The sequence below is a fragment of the Pseudomonas sp. 910_23 genome (assembly GCF_052850795.1).
Map to the genome: position 1 here is coordinate 122,387 of NZ_VXCZ01000007.1, position 22,786 is coordinate 145,172.

Annotated in this window: 26 protein-coding genes and 1 tRNA gene; 20 read left to right on the plus strand and 7 right to left on the minus strand. The window is 57.5% G+C overall.

What is annotated here, in order from left to right:
* Positions 1-23: 23 nt before the first annotated feature.
* The 3 genes from FW800_RS10770 to FW800_RS10780 form a co-directional block, all read right to left on the minus strand.
* Positions 24-713, minus strand: a complete 690-nt coding sequence (locus FW800_RS10770) for an endonuclease (protein ID WP_446437590.1) — start codon at positions 711-713, stop codon at positions 24-26.
* A gap of 2 nt (positions 714-715) precedes the next feature.
* On the minus strand, positions 716-967 hold the full coding sequence (locus FW800_RS10775) for a DUF1654 domain-containing protein (RefSeq protein ID WP_005789704.1): 252 nt from the start codon (positions 965-967) through the stop codon (positions 716-718).
* Between the two features lie 169 nt (positions 968-1,136).
* Positions 1,137-2,225 carry an asparaginase gene (locus FW800_RS10780; RefSeq protein WP_005789702.1) on the minus strand — a complete coding sequence of 363 codons (1,089 nt, stop codon included), beginning with the start codon at positions 2,223-2,225 and terminating at the stop codon, positions 1,137-1,139.
* Between the two features lie 554 nt (positions 2,226-2,779).
* Between FW800_RS10780 and FW800_RS10785 the strand changes: the two genes are divergently transcribed.
* From FW800_RS10785 to FW800_RS10815, 7 genes are read left to right on the plus strand one after another with little or no spacing between them, the layout of a single operon-like run.
* Positions 2,780-3,736: a sugar ABC transporter substrate-binding protein gene (locus tag FW800_RS10785; RefSeq protein ID WP_005789700.1), complete on the plus strand. Its 957-nt coding sequence runs from the start codon at positions 2,780-2,782 to the stop codon at positions 3,734-3,736.
* 57 nt (positions 3,737-3,793) lie between these two features.
* Entirely contained in the window at positions 3,794-5,347 is a 1,554-nt protein-coding gene (locus FW800_RS10790; protein ID WP_446437591.1) for a sugar ABC transporter ATP-binding protein, read from the plus strand.
* Complete coding sequence (locus FW800_RS10795; RefSeq protein ID WP_003192502.1) at positions 5,344-6,321, plus strand: ABC transporter permease; 978 nt, start codon at positions 5,344-5,346, stop codon at positions 6,319-6,321. Before FW800_RS10790 ends, FW800_RS10795 begins: the two co-directional genes overlap by 4 nt.
* A 3-nt stretch (positions 6,322-6,324) precedes the next feature.
* Positions 6,325-7,347, plus strand: coding sequence for a LacI family DNA-binding transcriptional regulator (locus FW800_RS10800; RefSeq protein WP_005789696.1), 1,023 nt, complete (start codon positions 6,325-6,327; stop codon positions 7,345-7,347).
* A gap of 23 nt (positions 7,348-7,370) precedes the next feature.
* Positions 7,371-8,288: a ribokinase gene (gene rbsK, locus FW800_RS10805; RefSeq protein ID WP_005789694.1), complete on the plus strand. Its 918-nt coding sequence runs from the start codon at positions 7,371-7,373 to the stop codon at positions 8,286-8,288.
* Complete coding sequence (rbsD, locus tag FW800_RS10810; protein WP_005789692.1) at positions 8,285-8,689, plus strand: D-ribose pyranase; 405 nt, start codon at positions 8,285-8,287, stop codon at positions 8,687-8,689. Before rbsK ends, rbsD begins: the two co-directional genes overlap by 4 nt.
* 26 nt (positions 8,690-8,715) lie before the next feature.
* Positions 8,716-9,744, plus strand: a complete 1,029-nt coding sequence (locus tag FW800_RS10815) for a nucleoside hydrolase (RefSeq protein ID WP_148854418.1) — start codon at positions 8,716-8,718, stop codon at positions 9,742-9,744.
* Between the two features lie 34 nt (positions 9,745-9,778).
* Here FW800_RS10815 and FW800_RS10820 read toward each other — a convergent pair whose 3' ends face one another.
* Positions 9,779-9,979, minus strand: a complete 201-nt coding sequence (locus FW800_RS10820; protein ID WP_032880288.1) for a hypothetical protein — start codon at positions 9,977-9,979, stop codon at positions 9,779-9,781.
* A gap of 152 nt (positions 9,980-10,131) precedes the next feature.
* Here FW800_RS10820 and FW800_RS10825 point away from each other — a divergent pair, with 152 nt between their 5' ends.
* Positions 10,132-10,437 (plus strand): hypothetical protein, encoded by a 306-nt coding sequence (locus FW800_RS10825; RefSeq protein WP_446437592.1) that lies wholly within the window; start codon positions 10,132-10,134, stop codon positions 10,435-10,437.
* A 144-nt stretch (positions 10,438-10,581) separates the two neighbouring features.
* Positions 10,582-10,902, plus strand: coding sequence for an I78 family peptidase inhibitor (locus tag FW800_RS10830; RefSeq protein WP_032880290.1), 321 nt, complete (start codon positions 10,582-10,584; stop codon positions 10,900-10,902).
* A gap of 72 nt (positions 10,903-10,974) precedes the next feature.
* Here the strand turns inward: FW800_RS10830 and FW800_RS10835 are convergent, their stop codons facing one another.
* Together FW800_RS10835 and FW800_RS10840 are read right to left on the minus strand one after the other, a co-directional pair.
* Positions 10,975-11,187: a cold-shock protein gene (locus FW800_RS10835; RefSeq protein WP_003234260.1), complete on the minus strand. Its 213-nt coding sequence runs from the start codon at positions 11,185-11,187 to the stop codon at positions 10,975-10,977.
* A gap of 289 nt (positions 11,188-11,476) precedes the next feature.
* Complete coding sequence (locus tag FW800_RS10840) at positions 11,477-11,791, minus strand: hypothetical protein (RefSeq protein WP_078821838.1); 315 nt, start codon at positions 11,789-11,791, stop codon at positions 11,477-11,479.
* Positions 11,792-12,157: 366 nt separating this feature from the next.
* Here FW800_RS10840 and thrS point away from each other — a divergent pair, with 366 nt between their 5' ends.
* The 9 genes from thrS to FW800_RS10885 all read left to right on the plus strand — a co-directional run bounded on the left by thrS (position 12,158) and on the right by FW800_RS10885 (position 19,614).
* Positions 12,158-14,080 carry a threonine--tRNA ligase gene (gene thrS, locus FW800_RS10845; protein WP_005789682.1) on the plus strand — a complete coding sequence of 641 codons (1,923 nt, stop codon included), beginning with the start codon at positions 12,158-12,160 and terminating at the stop codon, positions 14,078-14,080.
* Positions 14,080-14,631 carry a translation initiation factor IF-3 gene (infC, locus tag FW800_RS10850; RefSeq protein WP_169851780.1) on the plus strand — a complete coding sequence of 184 codons (552 nt, stop codon included), beginning with the start codon at positions 14,080-14,082 and terminating at the stop codon, positions 14,629-14,631. Before thrS ends, infC begins: the two co-directional genes overlap by 1 nt.
* 60 nt (positions 14,632-14,691) lie before the next feature.
* Complete coding sequence (rpmI, locus tag FW800_RS10855) at positions 14,692-14,886, plus strand: 50S ribosomal protein L35 (RefSeq protein ID WP_002553160.1); 195 nt, start codon at positions 14,692-14,694, stop codon at positions 14,884-14,886.
* 30 nt (positions 14,887-14,916) lie between these two features.
* A complete protein-coding gene (gene rplT, locus FW800_RS10860; protein WP_005789679.1) occupies positions 14,917-15,273 on the plus strand; it encodes a 50S ribosomal protein L20 in 357 nt (118 codons plus the stop codon).
* A gap of 109 nt (positions 15,274-15,382) precedes the next feature.
* A complete protein-coding gene (pheS, locus tag FW800_RS10865) occupies positions 15,383-16,399 on the plus strand; it encodes a phenylalanine--tRNA ligase subunit alpha (RefSeq protein ID WP_003192486.1) in 1,017 nt (338 codons plus the stop codon).
* 26 nt (positions 16,400-16,425) lie between these two features.
* Positions 16,426-18,804, plus strand: a complete 2,379-nt coding sequence (pheT, locus tag FW800_RS10870) for a phenylalanine--tRNA ligase subunit beta (RefSeq protein ID WP_446437593.1) — start codon at positions 16,426-16,428, stop codon at positions 18,802-18,804.
* 3 nt (positions 18,805-18,807) lie between these two features.
* Entirely contained in the window at positions 18,808-19,110 is a 303-nt protein-coding gene (gene ihfA / locus FW800_RS10875) for an integration host factor subunit alpha (RefSeq protein WP_002553164.1), read from the plus strand.
* Positions 19,091-19,447: a MerR family transcriptional regulator gene (locus FW800_RS10880; protein ID WP_003174972.1), complete on the plus strand. Its 357-nt coding sequence runs from the start codon at positions 19,091-19,093 to the stop codon at positions 19,445-19,447. Before ihfA ends, FW800_RS10880 begins: the two co-directional genes overlap by 20 nt.
* A 90-nt stretch (positions 19,448-19,537) precedes the next feature.
* Positions 19,538-19,614 (plus strand) — tRNA-Pro (locus FW800_RS10885).
* Positions 19,615-20,214: 600 nt separating this feature from the next.
* Here FW800_RS10885 and FW800_RS10890 read toward each other — a convergent pair.
* Positions 20,215-21,711 (minus strand): trypsin-like serine peptidase, encoded by a 1,497-nt coding sequence (locus FW800_RS10890; protein WP_446437594.1) that lies wholly within the window; start codon positions 21,709-21,711, stop codon positions 20,215-20,217.
* Between the two features lie 248 nt (positions 21,712-21,959).
* Between FW800_RS10890 and FW800_RS10895 the strand changes: the two genes are divergently transcribed.
* Both FW800_RS10895 and FW800_RS10900 read left to right on the plus strand, forming a co-directional pair.
* The gene (locus FW800_RS10895; RefSeq protein WP_032880294.1) at positions 21,960-22,157 is read left to right on the plus strand and encodes a hypothetical protein; all 198 of its coding nucleotides are present in this window, start codon (positions 21,960-21,962) and stop codon (positions 22,155-22,157) included.
* A 129-nt stretch (positions 22,158-22,286) separates the two neighbouring features.
* A complete protein-coding gene (locus tag FW800_RS10900) occupies positions 22,287-22,550 on the plus strand; it encodes a hypothetical protein (protein WP_078821836.1) in 264 nt (87 codons plus the stop codon).
* Positions 22,551-22,786 lie beyond the last annotated feature (236 nt).

The window sequence follows — 22,786 nt, forward strand, 5'->3', positions numbered from 1 at the left end:
GTGGGCGGCAACCCCGCCCACGTTCAACCGCAGGCCTTGAGATTCACCGAGCCGACAAACTCGTTGCCCCGTCCCATCACGCAAGCCACGGTCTGGTTGCGCTGGCGCTCCCAGATTTGCACCGGGTAAGTCTTGTTCCAGGCTTCATACAGCTGTCGATCCTGCTTCGACAGGCGCAGGCCGTATTGCTTGCTCATATAAAAATACGTGCGTGCGATCATGCCGCGAATGGACGGGCGTGGCATGACCTTCTTGGCCTTGAAATCCACTTGGGTCAGGCACGAGCCGTACTGCCCACTTTGCACGGGCAGCCAGCCAAAGCTGAAGTTGTTACGGTCGCCATTCACTTCGCCGATGCTCGGCACCAGATTGTGCAGGTCCGCCTCGGCGCGCTTGAACACATCGTCGTGGCGCGTGCAGTTCTTTCGCCCGCCGTTTTGCCAGCATTGGCGCTGATGCCCGATTTGCCAGGCCGGCACGATGTGTTCCCACTCGATGCGCGCGGCGCGATTGGCGTTTTTGCGCGGGATGTAACCGCAGGCTTTCAAATTCACGCGGTTACCGGTGTATTTGCAGCCGCAATAGAATTCGGTCGATTGGGGTGCGTAAAGTTTCCAGGCGATTTTCTTGGCTTCGCTAAAGGTGCGAGGGGCTTGGGCGTTGGCGGTTACGCTTAAAAACAGACAGCACACAGCAATAAAACGGGCACTCACAATCAATCTTCCTTCGGCACAACCCAAAAAATCTGCACGCCACCGTCATCCCGATAGGCGAGGGTGACGTTGTCGTTTTCTGCAATTTCTTCCAGTAGACGTTGCCACACGTCTTCCGGCTCATCGGGTAAACGGAAGAGCAAGGCTGCCTTGGCTTTCTGTGCGTTGGTCGAATTGATGATCTTTTGCACGCGAATAGCCAGGCGCTGATAGGCGTCAGGCGCCGCAGGTGCTGCGGAAGAGGGCTTTGCCACGGAGCATTCCTTAATTTGCTGTACGCACATACAGTATTTAACTGTAGGCGATTTCGCAACTGCTTAAATTTCAAGAAGTTCGTCTGACAGCGATTCGGGAAGTTTGTTGAGAAGGGGGGAGCAATAGTGGGAGCGAGCAAGCTCGCTCCCACAGGTCGATCAGCAGTAATCAGTATTCCCAGAACATGCGTTGCAGCTCTTTGCTGTCCTGGGTCTTGGTCAGGGCTACCATGGCCAGGATGCGAGCTTTCTGCGGGTTCAGGTCCAGAGCCGCAACCCAGTCGTATTTGTCGTCTGGTTGTTCAGCGTTACGCAGAACCATACCGCCGGCGTTGACGTGGGAGGAGCGAATGATCTGTACGCCTTGCTTGCGCAATTCGACCAGCGCGGGAACGACTTTCGAGGATACCGAACCGTTACCGGTACCGGCGTGGATGATGGCCTTGGCGCCAGCTTGGGCCAGTGCTTTGTAGGCAGTGTCGCTCACGTTGCCATAGCCGTAGGCAATTTCAACGTCAGGCAGGCTCTTGATGGTCTTGATGTCGAATTCCGAATCCATAGTGTGACGCTTGGCCGGCAGGCGGAACCAGTAGGATTTGCCTTCAACGACCATGCCCAGCGGGCCCCACGGGCTCTTGAATGCCTCGGTCTTGATGTTGATCATCTTGCTGACGTCGCGACCCGATTGAATTTCGTCGTTCATGGTCACCAGCACGCCTTTGCCCCGTGCATCCTTGCTACCTGCGACAGCGACTGCGTTATACAGGTTGAGCATACCGTCAGCCGACATGGCGGTACCTGGACGCATGGAGCCGACCACGACGATAGGCTTGTCGGTTTTTTCTACCAGGTTCAGGAAGTAGGCAGTTTCTTCAAGGGTGTCGGTGCCGTGAGTGATCACGATGCCATCCACGTCCTTGCTGTCAGCCAGTTCTGCGACGCGGCGACCCAGTTGCAGCAGGTTTTCGTTGTTGATGCTTTCCGAAGCAATTTGCATCACTTGTTCGCCGCGTACGTTGGCGATCTGGCTAAGCTCAGGAACGCCGGCGATCAGTTGTTCGATGCCGACTTTGGCTGCCTGGTACGTAGCACTGTTGGCCGCACTGGCACCGGCGCCAGCAATGGTGCCGCCTGTGGCAAGGATCACTACGTTGGACAGTTTGGTTTTGTTTTCGACTTCTTTTGCCTGTGCGGCAAGGGGGAACAGCAGCAGCAGGGCCATGGCGCCCGGGACAAAGTTCTTCAATGCAGATTTCATTATTTTTCTCTCTGGTTTTTGATGAGTGCTGTAGCAGGTTCATCTAGAACACCCGGGCGGTTCTGAACGCCGCGAGGTGCAGGGGAAAAGCAGGATTTGTACCAAGCCGAGTGTGTGGTTCTTCTTAAATTAACGTATTGATTTAAAACAACTTATGAGAATTTTTAAGCTTGTTTTGAGTGAGTGGCGTCCGGCTTTCCGAACGGTTGAGGGGTAGTATGTTCGGTTGTCCGACAGCCCTGTCACACAATTCGAGTGCGATTAGCGTCAACACCTGTCGTTTTAGAGAGTGCGAGAACGAGGTGGCCTTAAACGTTTCAGTCCCCAAGGTTGGTTGGACCAGGCCGCGGGCACGGGATTGAAAGGCCAGTTTCTACCGTTGACAAATCCCGACAAGGTTCTCATAGTTTGCTCAACGCAAACGTTTGCGAGATGTTTCACGAGCGCTCCAGGAGTATCGTGACAGCTCGCATCAGCCGCCCGGGTGGGAGGGCCGCCGAAGAGGTCTTCGGTGCAAGCGTTGCTCACAATAATCATAAGATCGGAGTGAACCCATGAAGCTGCCATTCGCTGGACGTCTTCTTGCTGTCGCTGTGCTTGCCGCATCCGCTGCATTGCCTCTCTCTTCTGCACTTGCTGATGACGCTGCCAAAACACCTACTGTTGGTTTGGTCATGAAGTCCCTGGCCAATGAGTTCTTCGTCACCATGACCGACGGTGCCAAGGACTACCAGAAAGCGCACCCAGCAGAGTTCAAGCTGATCTCCAACGGGATCAAGAACGAAACAGACACCAGTGCGCAGATCGCCATCGTCAACGAGATGATCAACTCCAAGGTAGACGCGCTCGTCATTGCTCCCGCCGACTCCAAGGCACTCGCCAGTGTGCTGAAGAAGGCTTCTGATGCCGGTATCAAGGTCGTCAACATCGACAATCGCCTGGACCCGGAGGTACTCAAAAGCAAAAACCTCGATATCCCGTTCGTAGGTCCGGACAACCGCAAAGGCTCCAAGCTGGTGGGCGACTACCTGGCCAAGCAACTGGCCGCGGGTGACAAGGTTGGCATCATCGAAGGCGTACCCACCACGACTAACGCCCAGCAGCGCACCGCAGGCTTCAAGGATGCGATGGACGCTGCAGGCATGAAGATTGTTTCCACCCAATCCGGCAACTGGGAAATCGACCAGGGCAACAAGATTGCTGCAGCGATGCTGAGCGAAACGCCGGATATCAAGGCACTGTTGGCCGGTAACGACAACATGGCCCTGGGCGCTGTCTCCGCCGTGCGTGCGGCAGGCAAGGCCGGCAAGGTATTGGTGGTGGGCTACGACAACATTGATGCGATCAAGCCAATGCTCAAGGATGGTCGTGTGTTGGCCACCGCTGACCAGGCTGCCGCGCAACAAGCGGTATTCGGTATCCAGAACGCACTGAAGCTGGTCAAGGGTGAGAAGGTCGATGCCAAAGATGGCGTGATTGAAACCCCGGTCGAACTCGTCATCAAGCAGTAATCCCGGCAGTACCCAACAGCGCTCGCTCGTCCTGAGCGGGCGCCTGGAGATTTTCCTATGTCATCTTCCGCCCCGAACGCTGTCCTCTCGGTCAGCGGTATCGGCAAGACCTATGCCCAGCCGGTTCTGTCCGACATCACCCTGACGCTCAATCGCGGGGAAGTGCTCGCGCTGACCGGTGAGAACGGCGCAGGCAAAAGTACCTTGTCGAAGATCATCGGCGGCCTGGTCACACCGACTACCGGGCACATGCAGTTCAACGGTCAGGAATACTGCCCCGCCAGCCGCACCCAGGCCGAAGCCTTGGGCGTGCGCATGGTCATGCAGGAACTCAACCTGCTGCCGACCCTGACGGTGGCTGAAAACCTGTTTCTGGATAACCTGCCGAGCAACTGTGGCTGGATCAGCCGCAAGCAACTGCGCAAATCCGCGATCGAGGCCATGGCTCAAGTTGGCCTGGATGCGATCGACCCCGATACGTTGGTTGGCAGCCTGGGCATTGGCCACCAGCAAATGGTCGAGATTGCGCGCAACCTGATCGGCGACTGCCACGTCCTGATTCTCGACGAACCCACGGCCATGCTCACCGCCCGTGAAGTCGAGATGCTGTTTGAGCAAATCACCCGTCTGCAGGCCCGGGGCGTGGCGATCATTTATATTTCACACCGGCTGGAAGAGCTGGCCCGTGTCGCCCAGCGCATTGCGGTACTGCGCGACGGCAAGCTGGTCTGCGTCGAGCCGATGGCCAATTACAACAGTGAGCAACTGGTGACCTTGATGGTCGGTCGCGAGCTGGGCGAACACATTGACCTGGGCCCGCGCACCATCGGTGAACCGGCCTTGACGGTGACGGGCCTGAGCCGTTCGGACAAGGTGCATGATGTGTCCTTTGAAGTGCGCGCCGGTGAGATCTACGGTATTTCCGGACTGATCGGCGCCGGCCGCACTGAGTTGCTGCGCCTGATCTTCGGTGCCGACCAGGCCGACAGCGGCACCGTGGCCCTGGGATCGCCGGCCAGGGTGGTCAGTATTCGCTCGCCAGTGGATGCGGTTGGTCATGGTATCGCCCTGATCACCGAAGACCGCAAGGGCGAGGGCCTGCTGCTGACCCAATCGATCAGCGCCAATATAGCCTTGGGCAATATGCCGGAAATTTCCGGTGGTGGCGTCGTCAATAGCCGCAACGAAACCGCCCTGGCCAAACGCCAGATCGACGCCATGCGTATCCGCAGTTCCAGCCCGGGGCAATTGGTGTCCGAGTTGTCGGGCGGCAACCAGCAAAAAGTAGTGATTGGCCGCTGGCTGGAGCGCGATTGCGCAGTAATGCTGTTCGATGAGCCCACTCGAGGCATCGACGTCGGCGCCAAGTTCGACATCTATGCGTTGCTTGGCGAACTGACTCGCCAGGGCAAAGCCTTGGTGGTGGTCTCCAGCGACCTGCGTGAACTGATGCTGATCTGTGATCGCATCGGGGTGTTGTCCGCGGGGCGCCTGATCGAGACCTTCGAGCGTGACAGCTGGACCCAGGACGAATTGCTCGCCGCCGCCTTTGCCGGCTATCAGAAACGTGATGCGCTGCTCAATGAGGCAGCGCCTAGGAATACCCCATGAAAACAAGCATTTCCCCCGGTAAAACTGGCGGCAACTTCTATGGCCTGGGTACTTACCTGGGGCTGGCGGGTGCCTTGCTGGCGATGATTGCGCTGTTCTCGGTACTCAGCGACCACTTCCTGTCCTACGACACCTTCAGCACCCTGGCCAACCAGATTCCGGACCTGATGGTGCTGGCGGTGGGCATGACCTTCATCCTGATCATCGGCGGCATCGACCTGTCGGTAGGTTCGGTGCTGGCATTGGCGGCATCGGCGGTCAGCGTGGCAATCCTGGGCTGGGGCTGGAGCGTGTTGCCGGCTGCGCTACTGGGCATGGGCTGCGCTGCATTGGCCGGGACCATCACCGGCTCCATCACTGTGGCCTGGCGTATCCCGTCATTTATCGTGTCTTTGGGTGTGCTGGAGATGGCCCGGGGCGTGGCCTATCAAATGACGGGCTCGCGCACCGCTTATATCGGTGACTCGTTTGCCTGGCTGTCCAACCCGATTGCTTTCGGTATTTCCCCGTCGTTCATCATTGCGCTGCTGGTGATCATTGCGGCTCAGTTGGTGCTGACCCGCACTGTCTTCGGGCGCTACCTGATCGGCATCGGCACTAACGAAGAAGCAGTGCGCCTGGCTGGCATTAATCCCAAGCCATACAAGATTCTGGTGTTCAGCCTGATGGGCCTGTTGGCCGGTGTAGCTGCGCTGTTCCAGATCTCGCGCCTGGAGGCGGCAGACCCGAATGCTGGTTCAGGCCTGGAGCTGCAGGTAATCGCCGCGGTGGTAATCGGCGGCACCAGCCTGATGGGCGGGCGCGGTTCGGTCATCAGTACGTTCTTCGGTGTATTGATCATTTCGGTATTGGCGGCGGGGCTTGCGCAGATCGGCGCTACGGAACCCACCAAACGCATCATTACCGGTGCTGTGATCGTGATCGCCGTGGTCCTCGATACTTACCGCAGCCAGCGCGCCAGTCGGCGGGGCTGAGTCATGGCAACGATCAAGGATGTGGCAGCGCTTGCAGGTATTTCCTACACCACCGTGTCCCATGTGGTGAACAAGACGCGTCCGGTCAGCGAGCCGGTCCGCATCAAGGTCGAGGCGGCGATCAAACAGCTGGACTACGTGCCCAGCGCCGTGGCACGTTCGCTCAAGGCCAAGACCACGGCCACCATTGGCCTGTTGGTGCCCAATAGCCTCAACCCGTATTTTGCCGAGCTTGCGCGGGGCATCGAGGATTATTGCGAGCGTAATGGCTACTGCGTGATCCTCTGCAACTCCGACGACGACGCGGAAAAACAGCGCAGTTATTTGCGCGTGTTGCTCGAAAAACGCGTCGACGGCTTGATCGTGACGTCGGTGGGCGGCGATGACAGCGGCTTGGCGGCGGGCTTGAGTGCAGTGCGCACGCCCATGGTGATTGTCGACAGGGCCCTGGATGGAATCGATGTCGACCTGGTGCGCATCGACCACGAACAGGGCGCTTACCTCGCGACCCGGCACTTGCTGGAGTTGGGCCATCGGGATATCGCCTGTATCGGCGGCCCGGGGCATACCCGCGTGGCACAAATGCGCCTGGCGGGTTACCAGCGTGCATTGCGCGAGGCGGGTGTCGAGGTGTTGGCCAGCCGGATCCTGGAAAGCGATTTCACCAGCACGGGGGGGTATGCCGCAGCCGTGCAATTGTTAGCGCAAAACCCGCCCAGCGCGATTTTCGCCAGCAACGATATGATTGGTTTCGGCGTGCTGCGCGCAGCCGCAGAACGCAGCATCCGCGTGCCGGCCGAGTTGTCGGTGATCGGTTTCGATGACATTCAGATGGGACGCTACGTCTATCCTGCGCTGACCACGGTTGGGCAGTCGATCCTGCAATTGGGCGAGACGGCGGCCGAATTATTATTGCAACGAATAGCAACACCCCAACGGTCGATCGATCAACGCATCGTGACGCCAAGTATCGTTTTGCGTGAGTCGACGGCGCCATTGGCCGGTGTGTTCGCCCAATACCGCTGAACCGAATTGATGAGTACTGATGTATGCCAGCAAAAGTAGTGGTAGTAGGCAGCTTGAACATGGACCTGGTCACCCGGGCCAGTCGCTTGCCGCGTGCCGGTGAGACCTTGATCGGCCAGAGCTTTTCCACCGTTGCGGGTGGCAAGGGCGCCAACCAGGCGGTGGCATCGGCGCGGCTGGGGGCCAGTGTTGCGATGATCGGATGCGTGGGCACCGATGCCTATGGCAGTCAATTGCGTGATGCACTGCTGGTGGAAGGGATCGATTGCCAGGCGGTCAGCACCGTAGAGGGCTCCAGTGGTGTGGCATTGATCGTGGTGGATGACAGCAGCCAGAATGCGATTGTCATTGTGGCCGGCAGCAACGGTGAGTTGACGCCCGCGTCTCTGCAAGCGTGCGACGCTGTGCTGCAGGCGGCAGACGTGATCATCTGCCAGCTTGAAGTGCCGATGGACACCGTTGGTCATGCGCTCAAGCGCGGCCGCGAACTGGGCAAGACAGTCATCCTCAATCCGGCGCCCGCGAGTGGGCCTTTGCCCGCTCAGTGGTATGCCTCGATCGATTACCTGATCCCCAATGAAAGTGAAGCCACCGCCCTGAGCGGCGTCACCGTCGACTCGCTCGACAGCGCCAAGGTCGCCGCGACAGCGCTGATCAAGGCGGGGGCGGGTAAAGTCATCATTACGCTTGGCGCCCAGGGGGCACTGTTTGCCGACGGTAGCAGCTTCGAGCATCTGTTGGCGCCGAAGGTCAAGGCGGTGGACACCACAGCCGCTGGCGATACCTTCGTCGGTGGCTTTGCCGCTGCACTGGCCGCGGGCAAGAGCGAAGCCGAGGCGATCCGTTTTGGCCAGGTAGCGGCGGCGTTGTCTGTGACCCGCGCCGGCGCTCAGCCTTCCATTCCTACGCTGCACGACGTACAAGGTTTTGTGCCCTCATGAAAAAGACACCTTTGCTCAATATCGCCCTGTCACGCGTGATCGCGTCCCTGGGCCATGGTGATGTGCTGGTCATCGGCGATGCCGGCTTGCCGGTGCCGCCCGGCGTGGAATTGATCGACCTGGCACTGACCCAGGGCATTCCGGATTTCATCAGCACGTTGCGCATTGTGCTCAGTGAGATGCAGGTTGAAAGCCACGTGCTCGCGGAAGAAATCCTGCTCAAGCAACCGCCGGCGCTGAGCGCGCTCAATGCGCTGACAGAGCAGGCAGCGCTGGGCGAGCGGCGGCTGCTCAGCCATGAAGAATTCAAGCAACTGAGCCGTACAGCACGCGCGGTTGTGCGTACCGGCGAGTGCCAGCCTTACTGCAATATCGCGCTGGTATCCGGCGTAACGTTTTAGTGTCCCCCAATGACAAGGAGTGCTTTATGCAACGTGGTCTACCCATCCTGAAAAACCTGTTCCGGAGTGTTCTGCTTTTGTCCGCACTCACAGCTGCAAGCGCCCAGGCGGCGGAAAAAATCGACCTGATCATCGATACCGACCCTGGGGCCGATGACGTGGTGGCGCTGCTGTTTGCCATGGCCTCGCCGGAGGAGCTGAGCATTCGTGCGCTGACCACCGTCGCCGGTAATGTGCGCCTGGACAAGACCTCCCGCAATGCGCGTCTGGCGCGCGAGTGGGCAGGGCGTGAGGACATTCCGGTGTACGCAGGTGCGCCGGCGCCTCTGTTGCGCAAGCCGATCTACGCCGAGAATATCCATGGCAAAGAGGGCATCTCCGGCGTCACCGTGCACGAGCCGAAAAAAGGCCTGGCCGAAGGTAATGCCGTTGACTACCTGATCAAGACGCTGAGCACCGCCAAACCGCACAGCATCACCATCGCCATGCTCGGTCCGCAGACCAACCTCGCGCTGGCACTGACCCAGGCGCCGGAAATCACCCAGGGCATCAAGGAAGTGGTGGTGATGGGGGGTGCGCACTTCAATGGCGGTAATATCACGCCCGTGGCCGAGTTCAACCTGTTCGCCGATCCGGTGGCCGCTGAGATCGTGCTCAAAAGTGGAGTGAAGTTGACCTACCTGCCGTTGGACGTGACCCATAAAGTCCTCACCAGCGACGCCCGCCTGAAGAAGATTGCGGACCTGAACAACAACGCGAGCAAGGTCGTCAGCAGTATTCTGAATGAGTACGTCAAAGGCGACATGGAGCATTACGGCATTCCGGGTGGCCCGGTCCACGACGCTACCGTGGTTGCCTACCTGCTCAAACCATCGCTGTTCAGCGGTCGTCAGGCCAATATGGTCGTCGACAGCCGCGAAGGCCCAACCTTTGGCCAGACCATCGTCGATTGGTACGACGGCCTCAAGCAGGAGAAGAATGTGTACTGGGTCGAGAACGGCGACGCCCAGGGCTTCTTCGATCTGCTGACCGAGCGTCTGGCGCGTTTGAAGTAATACGTTTTACCGGTCGGCGTTCGTCGGCCGGTTCTTATTCTTGTGCGCCCATGTAGTCGGCCGGGTATTTCTCGAATACCTGGCCGATGAACGCTTGTGCCGCCTGGGTTCCCAGTTCCTTGACCAACAGATCGATACCAATGATCGCCAGTTCTTCGGGGCTGCCGGGGCTATAGGAGCTTTGCCCCTGGGGCCACTTGGCTTTGATATCGGCTTGGAGCGTTACGGTGGTCATGGAAATCTCACGGCTGAAGTACTGGGCAATGCGCTGGAACGCGGTTCCAGCGGCGCAGTTAACCATTTTGCGCGGCTTTTGGCACTGCTACTTAGGCATGAAGGAGGGGGTATGCGACACTGCCAGCCTGTCCAATAGCCGGGAAACAACGCGTGCAGATCAATTTGAACAACCCAGAGGACCTGACCCAGGCGGCCGTGCGCGAACTGCTTGCCAGTGCCAGTGACGATGAACATACCCAACTGCGGGTTACCAAGGAGGGTATTGCCTATATTTCTTCAGGGATTGTGGGAGGCGTTGATATCGACGGCCTGCTCTTTCGCCTGGAGACCTGGTCAAAGAGCTCCGGGTATGTCGGCATCGTCGCTGCAAGCGACGAAGTCTGGGTTATGCAGATTTTTAACGCGCTGAAGGAGAATTGGCCTACACCTTCTTCTGACTACATTGATATCTACTAGGTATGTTCATATCTAGTCACGATTGACAGGGCGCTTGACTGCTGTGAGTGAGGCAGACTTGCGCGCAGGCGGTTAACGTCTTGAAACCAATCGCTTTGACTGCTGTCGCACGATCTCTGTCCATTTTTTATCATAGGAGGCTTCATGCCTTGGAAGCTCGCTTCATTCGGTACTTTGTTGGCAGCACTCGCATTGGCGGGTTGCAGCACCCCGGGTGCCTCTGAGCCAGGCAAAGACGCCACCGTGACCGATGCCGGTCATAGCCGCTGTGAGTCGAAGGCCGCCGAGTTCGCAATCGGCCAGAAAGCCTCGCCGCAGTTGCTGGAGCAGGCTCGTACCCGTGCTGGCGCGCAGAATGCACGCATCCTCAAGCCCAACGATATGATTACCCTGGAATATCGTTCTGACCGCCTGAACCTCAACACTGACAACAACCTGGTGATCACGCGGGTCAATTGCGGCTGACAGCTTCGGCTTTTGCATCGCCCATAAAAAACCCCGTCACATGGACGGGGTTTTTTTTAGCTCAGCGGAGAATTACTCGCCGCGAACCTGTGCAGCTTGCATACCCTTTTGGCCTTTCTCAGCCACGAAGGAAACGGTTTGGCCTTCTTTCAGGCTTTTGAAACCGTCGCTTTCGATAGCTTTGAAGTGTACGAACAGGTCGTCACCGCCACCTTGAGGAGTGATGAAGCCGAAGCCTTTTTCATCGTTGAACCATTTAACGGTGCCGGTTTGGCGATTAGACATGGTGTATCTCCAAGAAACATATATTTTCAGTAGTGCTGTGCTGCTCAGGCCAACTGGGCACACTGGGCTATCATAGTCGAAATGTTCGACTTGGGAGCCCCCCCAAGGCATTGTTTGCTAATCAATCGCGTTGTATCTGATCCCTGGCTCGGCGCAAAGCCCCGATCTACGGGGCTTTGCGCTGAAATATCAACTGTTAAAAAAAGCCGTAAAACCTGCATAATTTGTGTGAAATGGCAGTTTTCAGGCCATTTTTCCAGCGATATGGTCGTCAGATCAGTGGTCAATCTTACTTTTTCTTCACGACTTTGCAGGACGAAATAGCCGCTACCGCTTTGTTCTTAAGCTCAGGGCTGGCGTTCTGATTGGTCATCAGTTCCTTGATCTCGGCAGTGCTCAATTCGGCATTGATCTTGTCAGCACCACATTCGCAGTGAGCTTTGGCAGTTTTGGCGTCTACGTTCTGACTCGCGGCGGCACTGCAGTCGCTCACAAAGCTGTCACGGGCACCGGCTGGCCAGTTGGAAGGGGCTGCAGCCTGCGCGCCAAGGGAAAGGAGGCTCAGGGTAGCGGCGACAGCGAGGGTAGAGGTGAAACGCATCATGGGATGCTCCTTTGGGTCGAGGACGAACGGCGATTCTCAGTGGGTTGGAGGCCCGACGTACAGCTCAAGTTCACTTTGCAGCTATAAAGCCTTGAATTGCGCTATACACAAAGCTTCGTCGGCGCGATGACCGTTCATCTGTGCTAGCATCGTGGGCTTGGCTAGTTTCAGGCGCGTCAATTACCGCCTTGCCATGTTTCTTTTTAGCTCAATCCAGTCACTCTGGTTCGATTATCGGTTGGCCGAAAGGCTCCTGCCGCTGTAAGGCAGGCGTTCATCACTGAACGGCCTGGTGTTGGATCTTGTACTGGCTCATCCCAACCCACGTGACCTTTGGTAGGGGTCACCACTAGGAGAGGAGGCGCCATGCCAACTATTACTCTACCCGACGGCAGTCAACGTTCATTCGATCATTCGGTTTCCGTAGCCGAAGTCGCCGCATCCATTGGTGCAGGCTTGGCCAAGGCCACCGTGGCCGGCAAGGTCGACGGCAAACTGGTCGACGCCAGTGACCTGATCACTTGCGATGCCAGCCTGCAAATCATCACGCCCAAGGATCAAGAGGGGCTGGAGATCATTCGCCACTCTTGCGCGCACCTGATTGGCCATGCGGTCAAGCAGCTGTACCCAACCGCCAAGATGGTGATCGGCCCGGTAATCGAAGAAGGCTTCTATTACGACATCGCCTATGAACGTCCTTTTACACCGGACGACTTGGCGGCCATCGAGCAGCGCATGCACGCGCTGATTGAAAAAGATTACGACGTCATCAAGAAAGTCACCCCGCGTGCCGAAGTGATCGACGTGTTTACCGCGCGTGGTGAAGATTACAAGCTGCGCCTGGTGGAAGACATGCCGGACGAGCAGGCCATGGGCCTGTACTACCACGAAGAATACGTCGACATGTGCCGTGGCCCACACGTGCCGAACACGCGTTTCCTCAAGTCGTTCAAGCTGACAAAGCTGTCCGGTGCCTACTGGCGCGGTGATGCCAAGAACGAACAGCTGCAACGGATCTACGGCACGGCCTGGGCTGACAAGAAACAGCTGGCCGCCTACATCCAGCGCATTGAAGAAGCTGAAAAGCGCGACCACCGCAAGATCGGCAAGCGCCTGAACCTGTTCCACCTTCAGGAAGAAGCGCCGGGCATGGTGTTCTGGCACCCGAATGGCTGGACCCTGTACCAGGTGCTTGAGCAGTACATGCGCAAGGTTCAGCGCGACAACGGTTACCTGGAGATCAAGACCCCGCAGGTCGTTGATCGCAGCCTGTGGGAGAAATCCGGGCACTGGGCCAACTACGCCGACAACATGTTCACCACCCAGTCGGAAAACCGCGACTACGCCATCAAGCCGATGAACTGCCCATGCCACGTGCAGGTGTTCAATCAAGGCCTGAAGAGCTACCGCGAGTTGCCGATGCGCCTGGCCGAGTTCGGTGCCTGCCACCGCAACGAGCCATCCGGTGCACTGCACGGCATCATGCGTGTGCGCGGTTTTACTCAGGACGACGCCCACATCTTCTGCACCGAAGAGCAGATGCAGGCTGAATCCGCCGCGTTCATCAAGCTGACCATGGACGTTTATCGCGATTTCGGGTTTACCGAAGTTGAAATGAAGCTGTCCACTCGTCCGGAAAAACGCGTTGGTTCCGACGAGCTGTGGGATCGCGCCGAAGCGGCACTGGCCGCAGCACTCGACAGTGCGGGCCTTGCGTACGACCTGCAGCCGGGGGAGGGCGCGTTCTACGGTCCGAAGATCGAGTTCTCGCTCAAAGATTGCCTTGGCCGTGTCTGGCAGTGTGGTACCCTGCAGCTCGATTTTAACCTGCCGATCCGTCTGGGAGCCGAATACGTCTCCGAAGATAACAGCCGTAAGCACCCGGTTATGTTGCACCGGGCGATCCTCGGTTCGTTCGAGCGGTTCGTCGGTATCCTGATCGAGCACTACGAGGGCGCGTTCCCTGCGTGGCTGGCTCCGACCCAGGCAGTGATCATGAATATCACTGATAAACAGGCAGATTTTGCCGCCGAAGTTGAAAAAACTCTCAACGAAAGCGGATTTCGTGCCAAGTCCGACTTGAGAAATGAAAAGATCGGCTTTAAAATCCGCGAGCATACTTTGCTCAAGGTTCCCTATCTTTTGGTTATCGGAGATCGGGAAGTCGAGATGCAGACTGTCGCTGTGCGTACTCGTGAAGGTGCTGACCTGGGCTCGATGCCCGTCGCCCAGTTCGCTGAGTTCCTCGCGCAAGCGGTTTCCCGGCGTGGTCGCCCAGATTCGGAGTAATTATTATTAAGCGTGAAATGAGACAAGATAAACGAGCTGCACCGAAAGCCCCGATCAACGAGAATATCTCGGCACGCGAGGTTCGGTTAATTGGGGCTGAGGGTGAGCAGCTTGGGATTGTGTCAATTGAAGACGCGCTTCTTAAGGCTGAAGAAGCCAAGCTCGATTTGGTGGAAATTTCCGCCGATGCTGTACCACCTGTCTGCAAGCTGATGGACTACGGCAAATCGATCTTCGAGAAGAAGAAGCAGATTGCCGCAGCCAAGAAAAACCAGAAGCAGATCCAGGTTAAAGAAATCAAGTTTCGTCCAGGGACGGAGGAAGGGGATTACCAGGTAAAACTGCGCAACCTGGTACGTTTCCTGAGTGATGGGGACAGGGCCAAGGTATCCTTGCGATTCCGCGGCCGTGAGATGGCCCACCAGGAGCTGGGGATGGAACTCCTCAAGCGGGTTGAAGCTGACCTGCTCGAGTACGGTTCGGTCGAACAGCATCCTAAGATGGAAGGACGCCAACTGATCATGGTCATCGCCCCGAAAAAGAAGAAGTAATCAACAGGGCACGGCAGGCCTTCTGATTATGTTTATCAACTGAATGCGGAGTATCCGAACATGCCAAAGATGAAGACTAAAAGTGGTGCTGCTAAGCGGTTTCTGAAAACTGCTAACGGTATCAAGCACAAGCACGCTTTCAAGAGCCACATCCTGACCAAAATGTCGACCAAGCGTAAGCGTCAACTGCGCGGTAGCAGCTTGCTGCATCCGTCTGACGTGGCAAAAGTCGAGCGCATGCTGCGCCTTCGTTAATTTTTGGATCAAGACTAGAGGAAGTAACTCATGGCTCGTGTAAAGCGTGGCGTCATTGCCCGTAAACGTCACAAAAAAATTCTGAAACTTGCTAAAGGCTACTACGGCGCGCGTTCACGCGTATTCCGTGTTGCCAAGCAAGCGGTAATCAAGGCAGGCCAGTACGCCTACCGTGACCGTCGTCAGAAAAAACGTCAGTTCCGCGCTCTGTGGATCGCTCGTATCAACGCTGGTGCACGTGTTAACGGTCTGTCCTACAGCCGTTTCATCGCTGGCCTGAAGAAAGCGTCCATCGAAATCGACCGTAAGGTTCTGGCTGAACTGGCCGTGAACGAAAAAGCGGTGTTTGCTGCGATTGTCGAGAAAGCTAAAGCCTCCTTGGCTTAAGTACCCCCGACAGTCATCCTGGGTTACTCCTGTAGCCCAAGGTGGTAAACGTCATAAATAGGGGAAGAGCCTTCAAGCTCTTCCCCTATTTTGTATCTGGAGTCTGTACATGGAAAACCTGGACGCGCTCGTTGCCCAAGCCCTTGAGGCCGTGCAAAGCGCTGAAGATGTAAATGCCCTGGAGCAAATCCGGGTTCACTACCTTGGCAAGAAAGGTGAATTGACTCAGGTGATGAAGACCCTGGGAAATTTGCCGGCTGAAGAACGTCCGCAAGTCGGTGCGTTGATCAACGTTGCCAAGGAACGTGTCACAGAGGTGCTCAATGCGCGCAAGGCGTCGCTCGAGGAGGCCGATCTAGCGGCCAAGCTCGCCGCCGAGTCCATTGACGTGACCTTGCCTGGCCGTGGTCAGGCCTCGGGCGGCCTGCATCCGATTACCCGGACTCTGGAACGTATCGAGCAGTTCTTCACCCATATCGGCTACGGCATTGCCGAAGGCCCTGAGGTAGAAGACGATTATCACAACTTCGAGGCGCTCAACATCCCAGGCCATCATCCGGCCCGGTCGATGCACGACACCTTCTATTTCAACGCGAACATGCTGTTGCGCACCCATACCTCGCCGGTACAGGTCCGCACCATGGAAGCGAACAAGCCGCCGATCCGCATTGTCTGCCCAGGCCGTGTGTACCGTAGCGACTCGGATATCACCCACTCGCCGATGTTCCACCAGGTCGAAGGCCTGCTGGTGGATCGCGATATCAACTTCGCCGACCTCAAGGGCACCATCGAAGAATTCCTGCGGGTGTTCTTCGAGAAAGAGCTGGCGGTGCGTTTCCGTCCATCGTTCTTCCCGTTCACCGAGCCGTCCGCTGAAGTCGACATGGAATGCGTGATGTGTAGCGGTAAAGGTTGCCGCGTCTGCAAGCAGACCGGTTGGCTGGAAGTCATGGGTTGCGGCATGGTCCACCCTAACGTGCTGCGCATGTCCGGGATCGATCCGGAAGAGTTCTCGGGCTTTGCCTTCGGCATGGGCGTTGAGCGTCTGGCCATGCTGCGTTACGGCGTGAACGACTTGCGTCTGTTCTTCGACAACGACTTGCGGTTCCTCGCGCAATTTCGCTAGTCGTAACGAATCTTTAGGAGAGCAGGATGAAATTCAGTGAACAATGGCTGCGTGGCTGGGTAAGCCCGCAGGTAGATCGCGACGCGCTGGTTGCGCGTCTGTCGATGGCCGGTCTTGAGGTCGATAGCGTTACGCCGGCCGCCGGTGTTTTCAGTGGCGTGGTAGTGGGCGAAGTGCTGAGCACCGAGCAACACCCTGATGCCGATAAATTGCGTGTGTGCCAGGTCAGCAACGGTTCGGAAACCTTTCAGGTCGTGTGCGGAGCGCCTAATGTGCGCCCGGGCCTGAAGATCCCGTTTGCCATGATCGGTGCCCAACTGCCCGGCGACTTCAAGATCAAGAAGGCCAAGCTGCGTGGTGTCGAGTCCAACGGCATGTTGTGCTCTCAGGCTGAGTTGCAGGTAGGCGAGGGCAATGATGGCCTGATGGAGCTGCCGGCCGACGCGCCTGTGGGTCAGGACATCCGGGTTTACCTGGAACTGGAAGACGCCAGCATCGAGGTCGACCTGACCCCGAACCGCGGCGACTGCCTGTCCCTGGCCGGTCTGGCCCGTGAAGTGGGCGCGCTGTACAACGCTCCTGTCACCCGTCCGGCGGTTGCTGTTGTGCCGCCGGTGCATGACGAAGTTCGCTCCATCGAAGTGCTCGCGCCGAACGCCTGCCCACGTTACCTGGGGCGTGTGGTCCGTAACGTCGACCTGTCCAAGCCGACCCCGCTGTGGATGGTCGAGCGCCTGCGTCGCGCCGACGTGCGCAGCATCGACGCCGCCGTCGACATCACCAACTATGTGATGTTGGAGCTGGGTCAGCCGCTGCACGCCTTCGATCTCGCCGAAATCAACGGTGGCATCCGCGTGCGCATGGCCGAGGAAGGCGAAAAGCTGGTGCTGCTCGACGGTCAGGAAGTCAGCCTGCGTGCCGACACCCTGGTTATCGCCGACCACTCTCGCGCCCTGGCAATTGCCGGCGTGATGGGTGGCGAGCACAGCGGTGTATCCGCGACGACGCGTGACGTCTTCCTTGAAAGCGCGTTCTTTGACCAGATCGCCATCGCAGGCAAGGCCCGCTCCTATGGCCTGCACACCGATGCTTCGCACCGCTATGAGCGTGGCGTGGACTGGAATCTCGCCCGTGAAGCCATGGAGCGCGCCACCGGCCTGCTGCTGGAAATCACCGGTGGCGAAGCGGGTCCGATCACCGAAACCGTCAGCGAGCAGCACCTGCCGTCGATTGCGCCGATCACCCTGCGTGCCAAAAGCGTTGAGCAAATGCTCGGGCTGGTCATTGAGCCGGCTGAAATCGAGCAACTGCTGTCCGCCCTCGGCTTGGGTATTTCCTCGAATGGGGAAGGGCAGTGGCAGGTTGCAGTACCTAGCCATCGCTTCGACATCAGCCTGGAAGTTGACCTGATCGAAGAGCTGGCACGTCTGTATGGCTACAACCGCCTGCCGGTTCGCTACCCGCAAGCGCGCCTCGCGCCGCAACCCAAAGCCGAAGCGCGCGCGCACCTGCCTGAGCTGCGCCGCCTGCTGGTTGCTCGTGGTTACCAGGAAGCCGTGACGTATAGCTTCATCGATCCAAAACAATTTGAGCTGTTCAACCCGGGTGTTGAGCCGCTGTTGTTGGCCAACCCGATCTCCAACGACATGGCCGCCATGCGTTCGTCGTTGTGGCCGGGCCTGGTGAAGGCGCTTTCCCACAACCTGAACCGCCAGCAAGACCGCGTGCGCCTGTTCGAAAGCGGCCTGCGTTTCGTGGGTCAGCTCGATGGCCTCAAGCAAGAGCCGATGCTGGCTGGCGTGGTCTGCGGTAGCCGCCTGCCGGAAGGCTGGGCGCAGGGCCGCGACGTCGTAGACTTCTTCGACGTCAAGGCTGACGTGGAAGCGGTGCTGGGCTTTGCCGGTGCGCTGGATGCCTTCACCTTTGTGTCAGGCAGCCACCCAGCCTTGCATCCGGGCCAGACTGCGCGTATCGAGCGCGAAGGTCGCCTGGTAGGTTTTGTGGGCGCCATTCACCCGGAACTGTCGAAAACGTTGGGGCTGGACCGTCCAGTCTTCGTGTTTGAGCTAGTCTTGGCTGAAGTGGCGTCGGGCAAGATGCCTAAATTCAGCGAGTTGTCGCGCTTTCCTGAAGTGCGTCGCGACCTGGCGCTGATCGCCGACCGTGATGTCGCCGCCACTGCCGTTCTGGATGTAATCCGTGAAAATGCAGGGGAATGGCTGACAGACCTCAGGCTATTTGACGTCTATCAGGGTAAAGGCATTGATCCGCATAGAAAAAGCCTCGCAGTCGGCTTGACCTGGCAGCATCCATCGCGCACTCTTAATGACGATGAGGTGAATACCACGACACAAAATATCCTCACCTCGCTCGAACAAAGGTTGAACGCCACGTTAAGGAAGTGACGTATGGGGGCTTTGACGAAAGCTGAGATGGCGGAACGTCTGTACGAAGAGTTGGGTCTGAACAAGCGCGAGGCCAAGGAATTGGTCGAGCTGTTTTTTGAAGAGATCCGCCACGCTCTGGAAGACAACGAACAGGTCAAATTGTCCGGTTTCGGCAATTTTGACCTGCGGGACAAACGCCAGCGGCCTGGCCGCAATCCAAAAACGGGAGAAGAAATCCCGATCACGGCTCGCCGTGTGGTCACCTTTCGTCCAGGGCAGAAGTTGAAGGCCCGAGTTGAGGCTTATGCTGGAACCAAGTCATAACGACGAACTACCCGTCATCCCAGGCAAACGCTACTTCACCATTGGTGAAGTCAGCGAGCTGTGTGCGGTAAAACCGCACGTGCTGCGCTATTGGGAGCAGGAGTTTCCTCAACTCAACCCCGTCAAACGCACCGGGAACCGTCGGTATTATCAGCGCCAGGACGTGCTGATGATCCGACAGATCCGTGCATTGCTGTACGACCAGGGGTTCACTATCAGCGGCGCACGCCAGCGTATGTCCGGTGATGAAGCCAAAGACGACACCACCCAATACAAGCAACTGATCCGCCAGATGATCTCCGAACTGGAAGATGTGCTGGTGGTGCTGAAGAAATGATTCAAGCTTTAAAAATACTTCCACATTTCAAAAGCTTGCGGTATATTCCGGTTCGCTTCGTTAAGAAGCGAACCCAGTAACACGCCTAGTCGGGGCGTAGCGCAGTCCGGTAGCGCACTAGCATGGGGTGCTAGGGGTCGAGTGTTCGAATCACTCCGTCCCGACCATATTGTTCAATGACTTGGCCCAATCTGAAAAGATTGGGCTTTTTCATGTCTGAAAAATACCCCCTACCCCCTACCGCGCCGTGGGCTGTTATGGGCCCGAGAGCCTGTTTCACCTCTGTGATCTGCCGGTGGGGTACAGCGAACATGCAATCGCTACGACACTCCCCTGAAATAACTGGCGTGACGTCGATAGGCGTTGTCGCGCGCATGTCGATACGCCACTAGCACACCTGCCCTAATTGATCCTTGCACGAACCCGGCAGTAGAGTTTGAAGCGCAAGCCAATGTATTAACGATGGGAAGGGGAGTGAAGATGACTATAAAAAAATACGTCTATATGACGGCTGCAGCCTGCCTGTTAGCGACCTCAAGTGCGCATGCGTCTTTCGCCACCAGTTGCCAGGATTCTCAGCCGTGGTACCACTTCAGCATGATTGAGGCAGCAACCTGTTTGCTCTCTGGTCAATGGTAATCGGGTCGCCCCCGCTGCGGTTCGGCGGGGGAGAGCCCCAGTGATCCCGCTCAAGTCGTGCCTTTCGGGCATTGCCCTCGATTGCGCTGACTTGACTCATCAACATTTGCTTAAAACAGCTCGCTGCCTCACCTGGCCTGACGCTGCGAGCGAACCGTTGCGCCTGTGATCATGTCTGTGCGAATGGCCGACGGTTGCCCGGCGTTGTTGCGTGCATAACTGCATAACGTGACCGGCAGCTCTGTTATATCAAGGAGTATGCCGTCCATGGCCAAGGTGTAGCGATCGTCGTCAATATCGCCACAGATGGTGCTGATCGCCGAGTTCACGCTGTAGTAATAATGCTGGCTAAAACCGTCCTGCTGGTTTTCCCAGGCGATGTGATAGCGGTGCTTGAGCTGCGGTGCCGGTGCCGGGTTGGTCAGGAATACCGAATGGGTGAACGCATTGCGCAGCAGCGCTTCGGTCAGCGGCTGTTCGGCCGTTTGCACCCCGAGTATGCATAACACATGCGGCCCCAGCACTGGACCGATGGGCTGGTTGATGTAGGCCTCGTCAGAAGCGGCAGCGACTTGGTAGCCGTGTGTGCGTGCGCAATCGCTGATGTGATTCACGGCTTTGAATCGGTAGAACGGTTCCCGGATCGAGAACCTCAGGTTCCAAGTCGGACGGGTAATTTGGTCGGTGGCGTCACGTTTTAAATGCACATAGGGCTTCAGGTTCCACGGCTCATCCAGCGTGATTTCAACCGCCTTGAGCTGACAGGTGGGGGTGTCGTTACGGAAAACACCGTCTACAAAGCAGTAGTACAAGTCGTTGACGGGGTAGCTGTAGTTGAATTTGGCGGCTTCGCACGCCGAGTTGTTCTGGCAGCTATTGAGAATGTCTTTCTGAATGGCAGACGCGACCTTGCTGATGATGCTGGTGATTTCATTGGTGTTCCGGTCCAGCATCGGACTGCCGGAGCTGCCTGGGCGCAGACCGTTGCAGCGGTTGCGCAAGGCGCTGGGGAACACGCCGGGATGTTCGGCAAAACTGTTGAGGGTCGATTCCACGCAGGCGCTCATGCGTAGGCCCTTTTTCAGAAAGCCGGTCGGCGCTCCCACGTTGATCACCTCTCGATCCGATGTCTGACGCTGGGAGGCCAGCTTGAGTGGCATGATCGCCTTGGCCACCAGCACCGCCAGTGACGTATCCAGTTCGAGCACGGCCAGGTCAGTGCCCGCCATGCTGCTCCAATGCGCCGTCTTGACGGCGTAGGTGATACGCCGTTCGGGTGTGTCATGAAAGTAGTTGAAGGTCACGTCGGCGGTGAGCGCCTGGTGGACGCGCGCTGTACCGTAGCTGTAGAACACACAATGCCCGGCGGTCAGCACATAAGCCGGCCCGATGGCCTTACCTTGGCGATTGCGCGTGTCGAGCAGAACGGCATTGCAGGTCTGGCCTAAGGCGTTTTCCAGTGAACCGATGCCGGTCCATTGCGGATAACGGTGGTTTTTATTTTCAAGGGCCACAGACGGTGACTGCTCGGTAAGGCCCTCGGCCAGATCTCTGGCATGGCTCGGCCAGACAGTGCTGAGCAACAGGAAATACAGGAAGATGCAGGCGGTGTGAGGAAGTGCCATAAGGGGCCTCGACAAGGAAGTCATTGATTGGCTGAAACTACTCAATCAGGCCAAGGCGGATGACATACAGGGCTACTGCGTGAGCCCTTGGCGGGATCCTCAGTCGCCGTTATGGCTGCTGGTGCTGGCGTCCTTACGCCCAACACCGTCTCGGGATTTTCCGTTCGTCCAAAGTTCGGCACTCCCTGTTACACGCCTGCTCCAATGTTTAAGTGCGTATTTGTCGCGCTTTAGAGCGGAGAGACAGCATGGAAATCAACGAGAACGCCCCAGGCAATATTTCACAGCAGGCAGTAACGCGTGGAACGGACAATGAGGCCGGTCATGATCCAAAGCGCGATGAGGATCATATCCCGCTGCCACCGGACGACGAGGCACCCCTCGAGGAAGATATGTCGGACGTGGACGCTGCCGATTCAGTAGCCAGTGAGCATCCTGACAACTGAGCATCAACGGACCCGGCCAAGCGCCGGGTTTTCATTTAAATGTCAGCGCAAGATAATTACGTTATTGTCGGCGTGATGCCCTTTTCCGAAAGGCCGAGAAGTTAAAGCAACCCAACTGCGGAGACGGATATGCGTGCCGAAGACGTTCTTGCCGACGACACAAACGAAGCAACATTTGAGGGAGTGACCGTACGTAAAGGGACGGTGGGTGCCTTTTTGGCAAACGTACGAGTTTGGAGTAATCCAGGCGCGAGCATGGATGATCAACTGCTGGCTGAGCGAGAAATTATTCAATCTCTGCCCGCTCTTAAGGCGATCGGGCTCCTCGACGTGTTTGAGCCTAAGGATTCCCGATTGCGTGAGTTGATCGCCAAGGCGGGCGCGCTACGGTGAGGGTATCCAGAGGGGGGCCACGCTGAGCAGCAAGAGGCCGGCTTTGTCTTGATGCGCCACTGTTGTTGCTGATTATGGCTTTCACAACGTCCGCCTGTATGGGGGCCAGGCGTCGAGTGTTCGAATCCCTGCGTCCCACTCTATTTCTGATCAAGCCCAACCTGAATAGGTTGGGCTCTTTCATGCCGGGAATAAATGCCTTCCCGCGTGAACCATCTTCATCGTGAATCACACCT

Coding starts and splice junctions, on each gene's coding strand:
- FW800_RS10780 (WP_005789702.1), bottom strand. CDS start 2,225: ATGAAATCTGCATTGAAGAACTTTGTCCCGGGCGCCATGGCCCTGCTG.
- FW800_RS10785 (WP_005789700.1), top strand. CDS start 2,780: ATGAAGCTGCCATTCGCTGGACGTCTTCTTGCTGTCGCTGTGCTTGCC.
- FW800_RS10790 (WP_446437591.1), top strand. CDS start 3,794: ATGTCATCTTCCGCCCCGAACGCTGTCCTCTCGGTCAGCGGTATCGGC.
- FW800_RS10795 (WP_003192502.1), top strand. CDS start 5,344: ATGAAAACAAGCATTTCCCCCGGTAAAACTGGCGGCAACTTCTATGGC.
- FW800_RS10800 (WP_005789696.1), top strand. CDS start 6,325: ATGGCAACGATCAAGGATGTGGCAGCGCTTGCAGGTATTTCCTACACC.
- rbsK (WP_005789694.1), top strand. CDS start 7,371: ATGCCAGCAAAAGTAGTGGTAGTAGGCAGCTTGAACATGGACCTGGTC.
- rbsD (WP_005789692.1), top strand. CDS start 8,285: ATGAAAAAGACACCTTTGCTCAATATCGCCCTGTCACGCGTGATCGCG.
- FW800_RS10815 (WP_148854418.1), top strand. CDS start 8,716: ATGCAACGTGGTCTACCCATCCTGAAAAACCTGTTCCGGAGTGTTCTG.
- FW800_RS10820 (WP_032880288.1), bottom strand. CDS start 9,979: ATGACCACCGTAACGCTCCAAGCCGATATCAAAGCCAAGTGGCCCCAG.
- FW800_RS10830 (WP_032880290.1), top strand. CDS start 10,582: ATGCCTTGGAAGCTCGCTTCATTCGGTACTTTGTTGGCAGCACTCGCA.
- FW800_RS10835 (WP_003234260.1), bottom strand. CDS start 11,187: ATGTCTAATCGCCAAACCGGCACCGTTAAATGGTTCAACGATGAAAAA.
- FW800_RS10840 (WP_078821838.1), bottom strand. CDS start 11,791: ATGATGCGTTTCACCTCTACCCTCGCTGTCGCCGCTACCCTGAGCCTC.
- thrS (WP_005789682.1), top strand. CDS start 12,158: ATGCCAACTATTACTCTACCCGACGGCAGTCAACGTTCATTCGATCAT.
- rpmI (WP_002553160.1), top strand. CDS start 14,692: ATGCCAAAGATGAAGACTAAAAGTGGTGCTGCTAAGCGGTTTCTGAAA.
- rplT (WP_005789679.1), top strand. CDS start 14,917: ATGGCTCGTGTAAAGCGTGGCGTCATTGCCCGTAAACGTCACAAAAAA.
- pheS (WP_003192486.1), top strand. CDS start 15,383: ATGGAAAACCTGGACGCGCTCGTTGCCCAAGCCCTTGAGGCCGTGCAA.
- pheT (WP_446437593.1), top strand. CDS start 16,426: ATGAAATTCAGTGAACAATGGCTGCGTGGCTGGGTAAGCCCGCAGGTA.
- ihfA (WP_002553164.1), top strand. CDS start 18,808: ATGGGGGCTTTGACGAAAGCTGAGATGGCGGAACGTCTGTACGAAGAG.
- FW800_RS10880 (WP_003174972.1), top strand. CDS start 19,091: ATGCTGGAACCAAGTCATAACGACGAACTACCCGTCATCCCAGGCAAA.
- FW800_RS10890 (WP_446437594.1), bottom strand. CDS start 21,711: ATGGCACTTCCTCACACCGCCTGCATCTTCCTGTATTTCCTGTTGCTC.
- FW800_RS10895 (WP_032880294.1), top strand. CDS start 21,960: ATGGAAATCAACGAGAACGCCCCAGGCAATATTTCACAGCAGGCAGTA.
- FW800_RS10900 (WP_078821836.1), top strand. CDS start 22,287: ATGCGTGCCGAAGACGTTCTTGCCGACGACACAAACGAAGCAACATTT.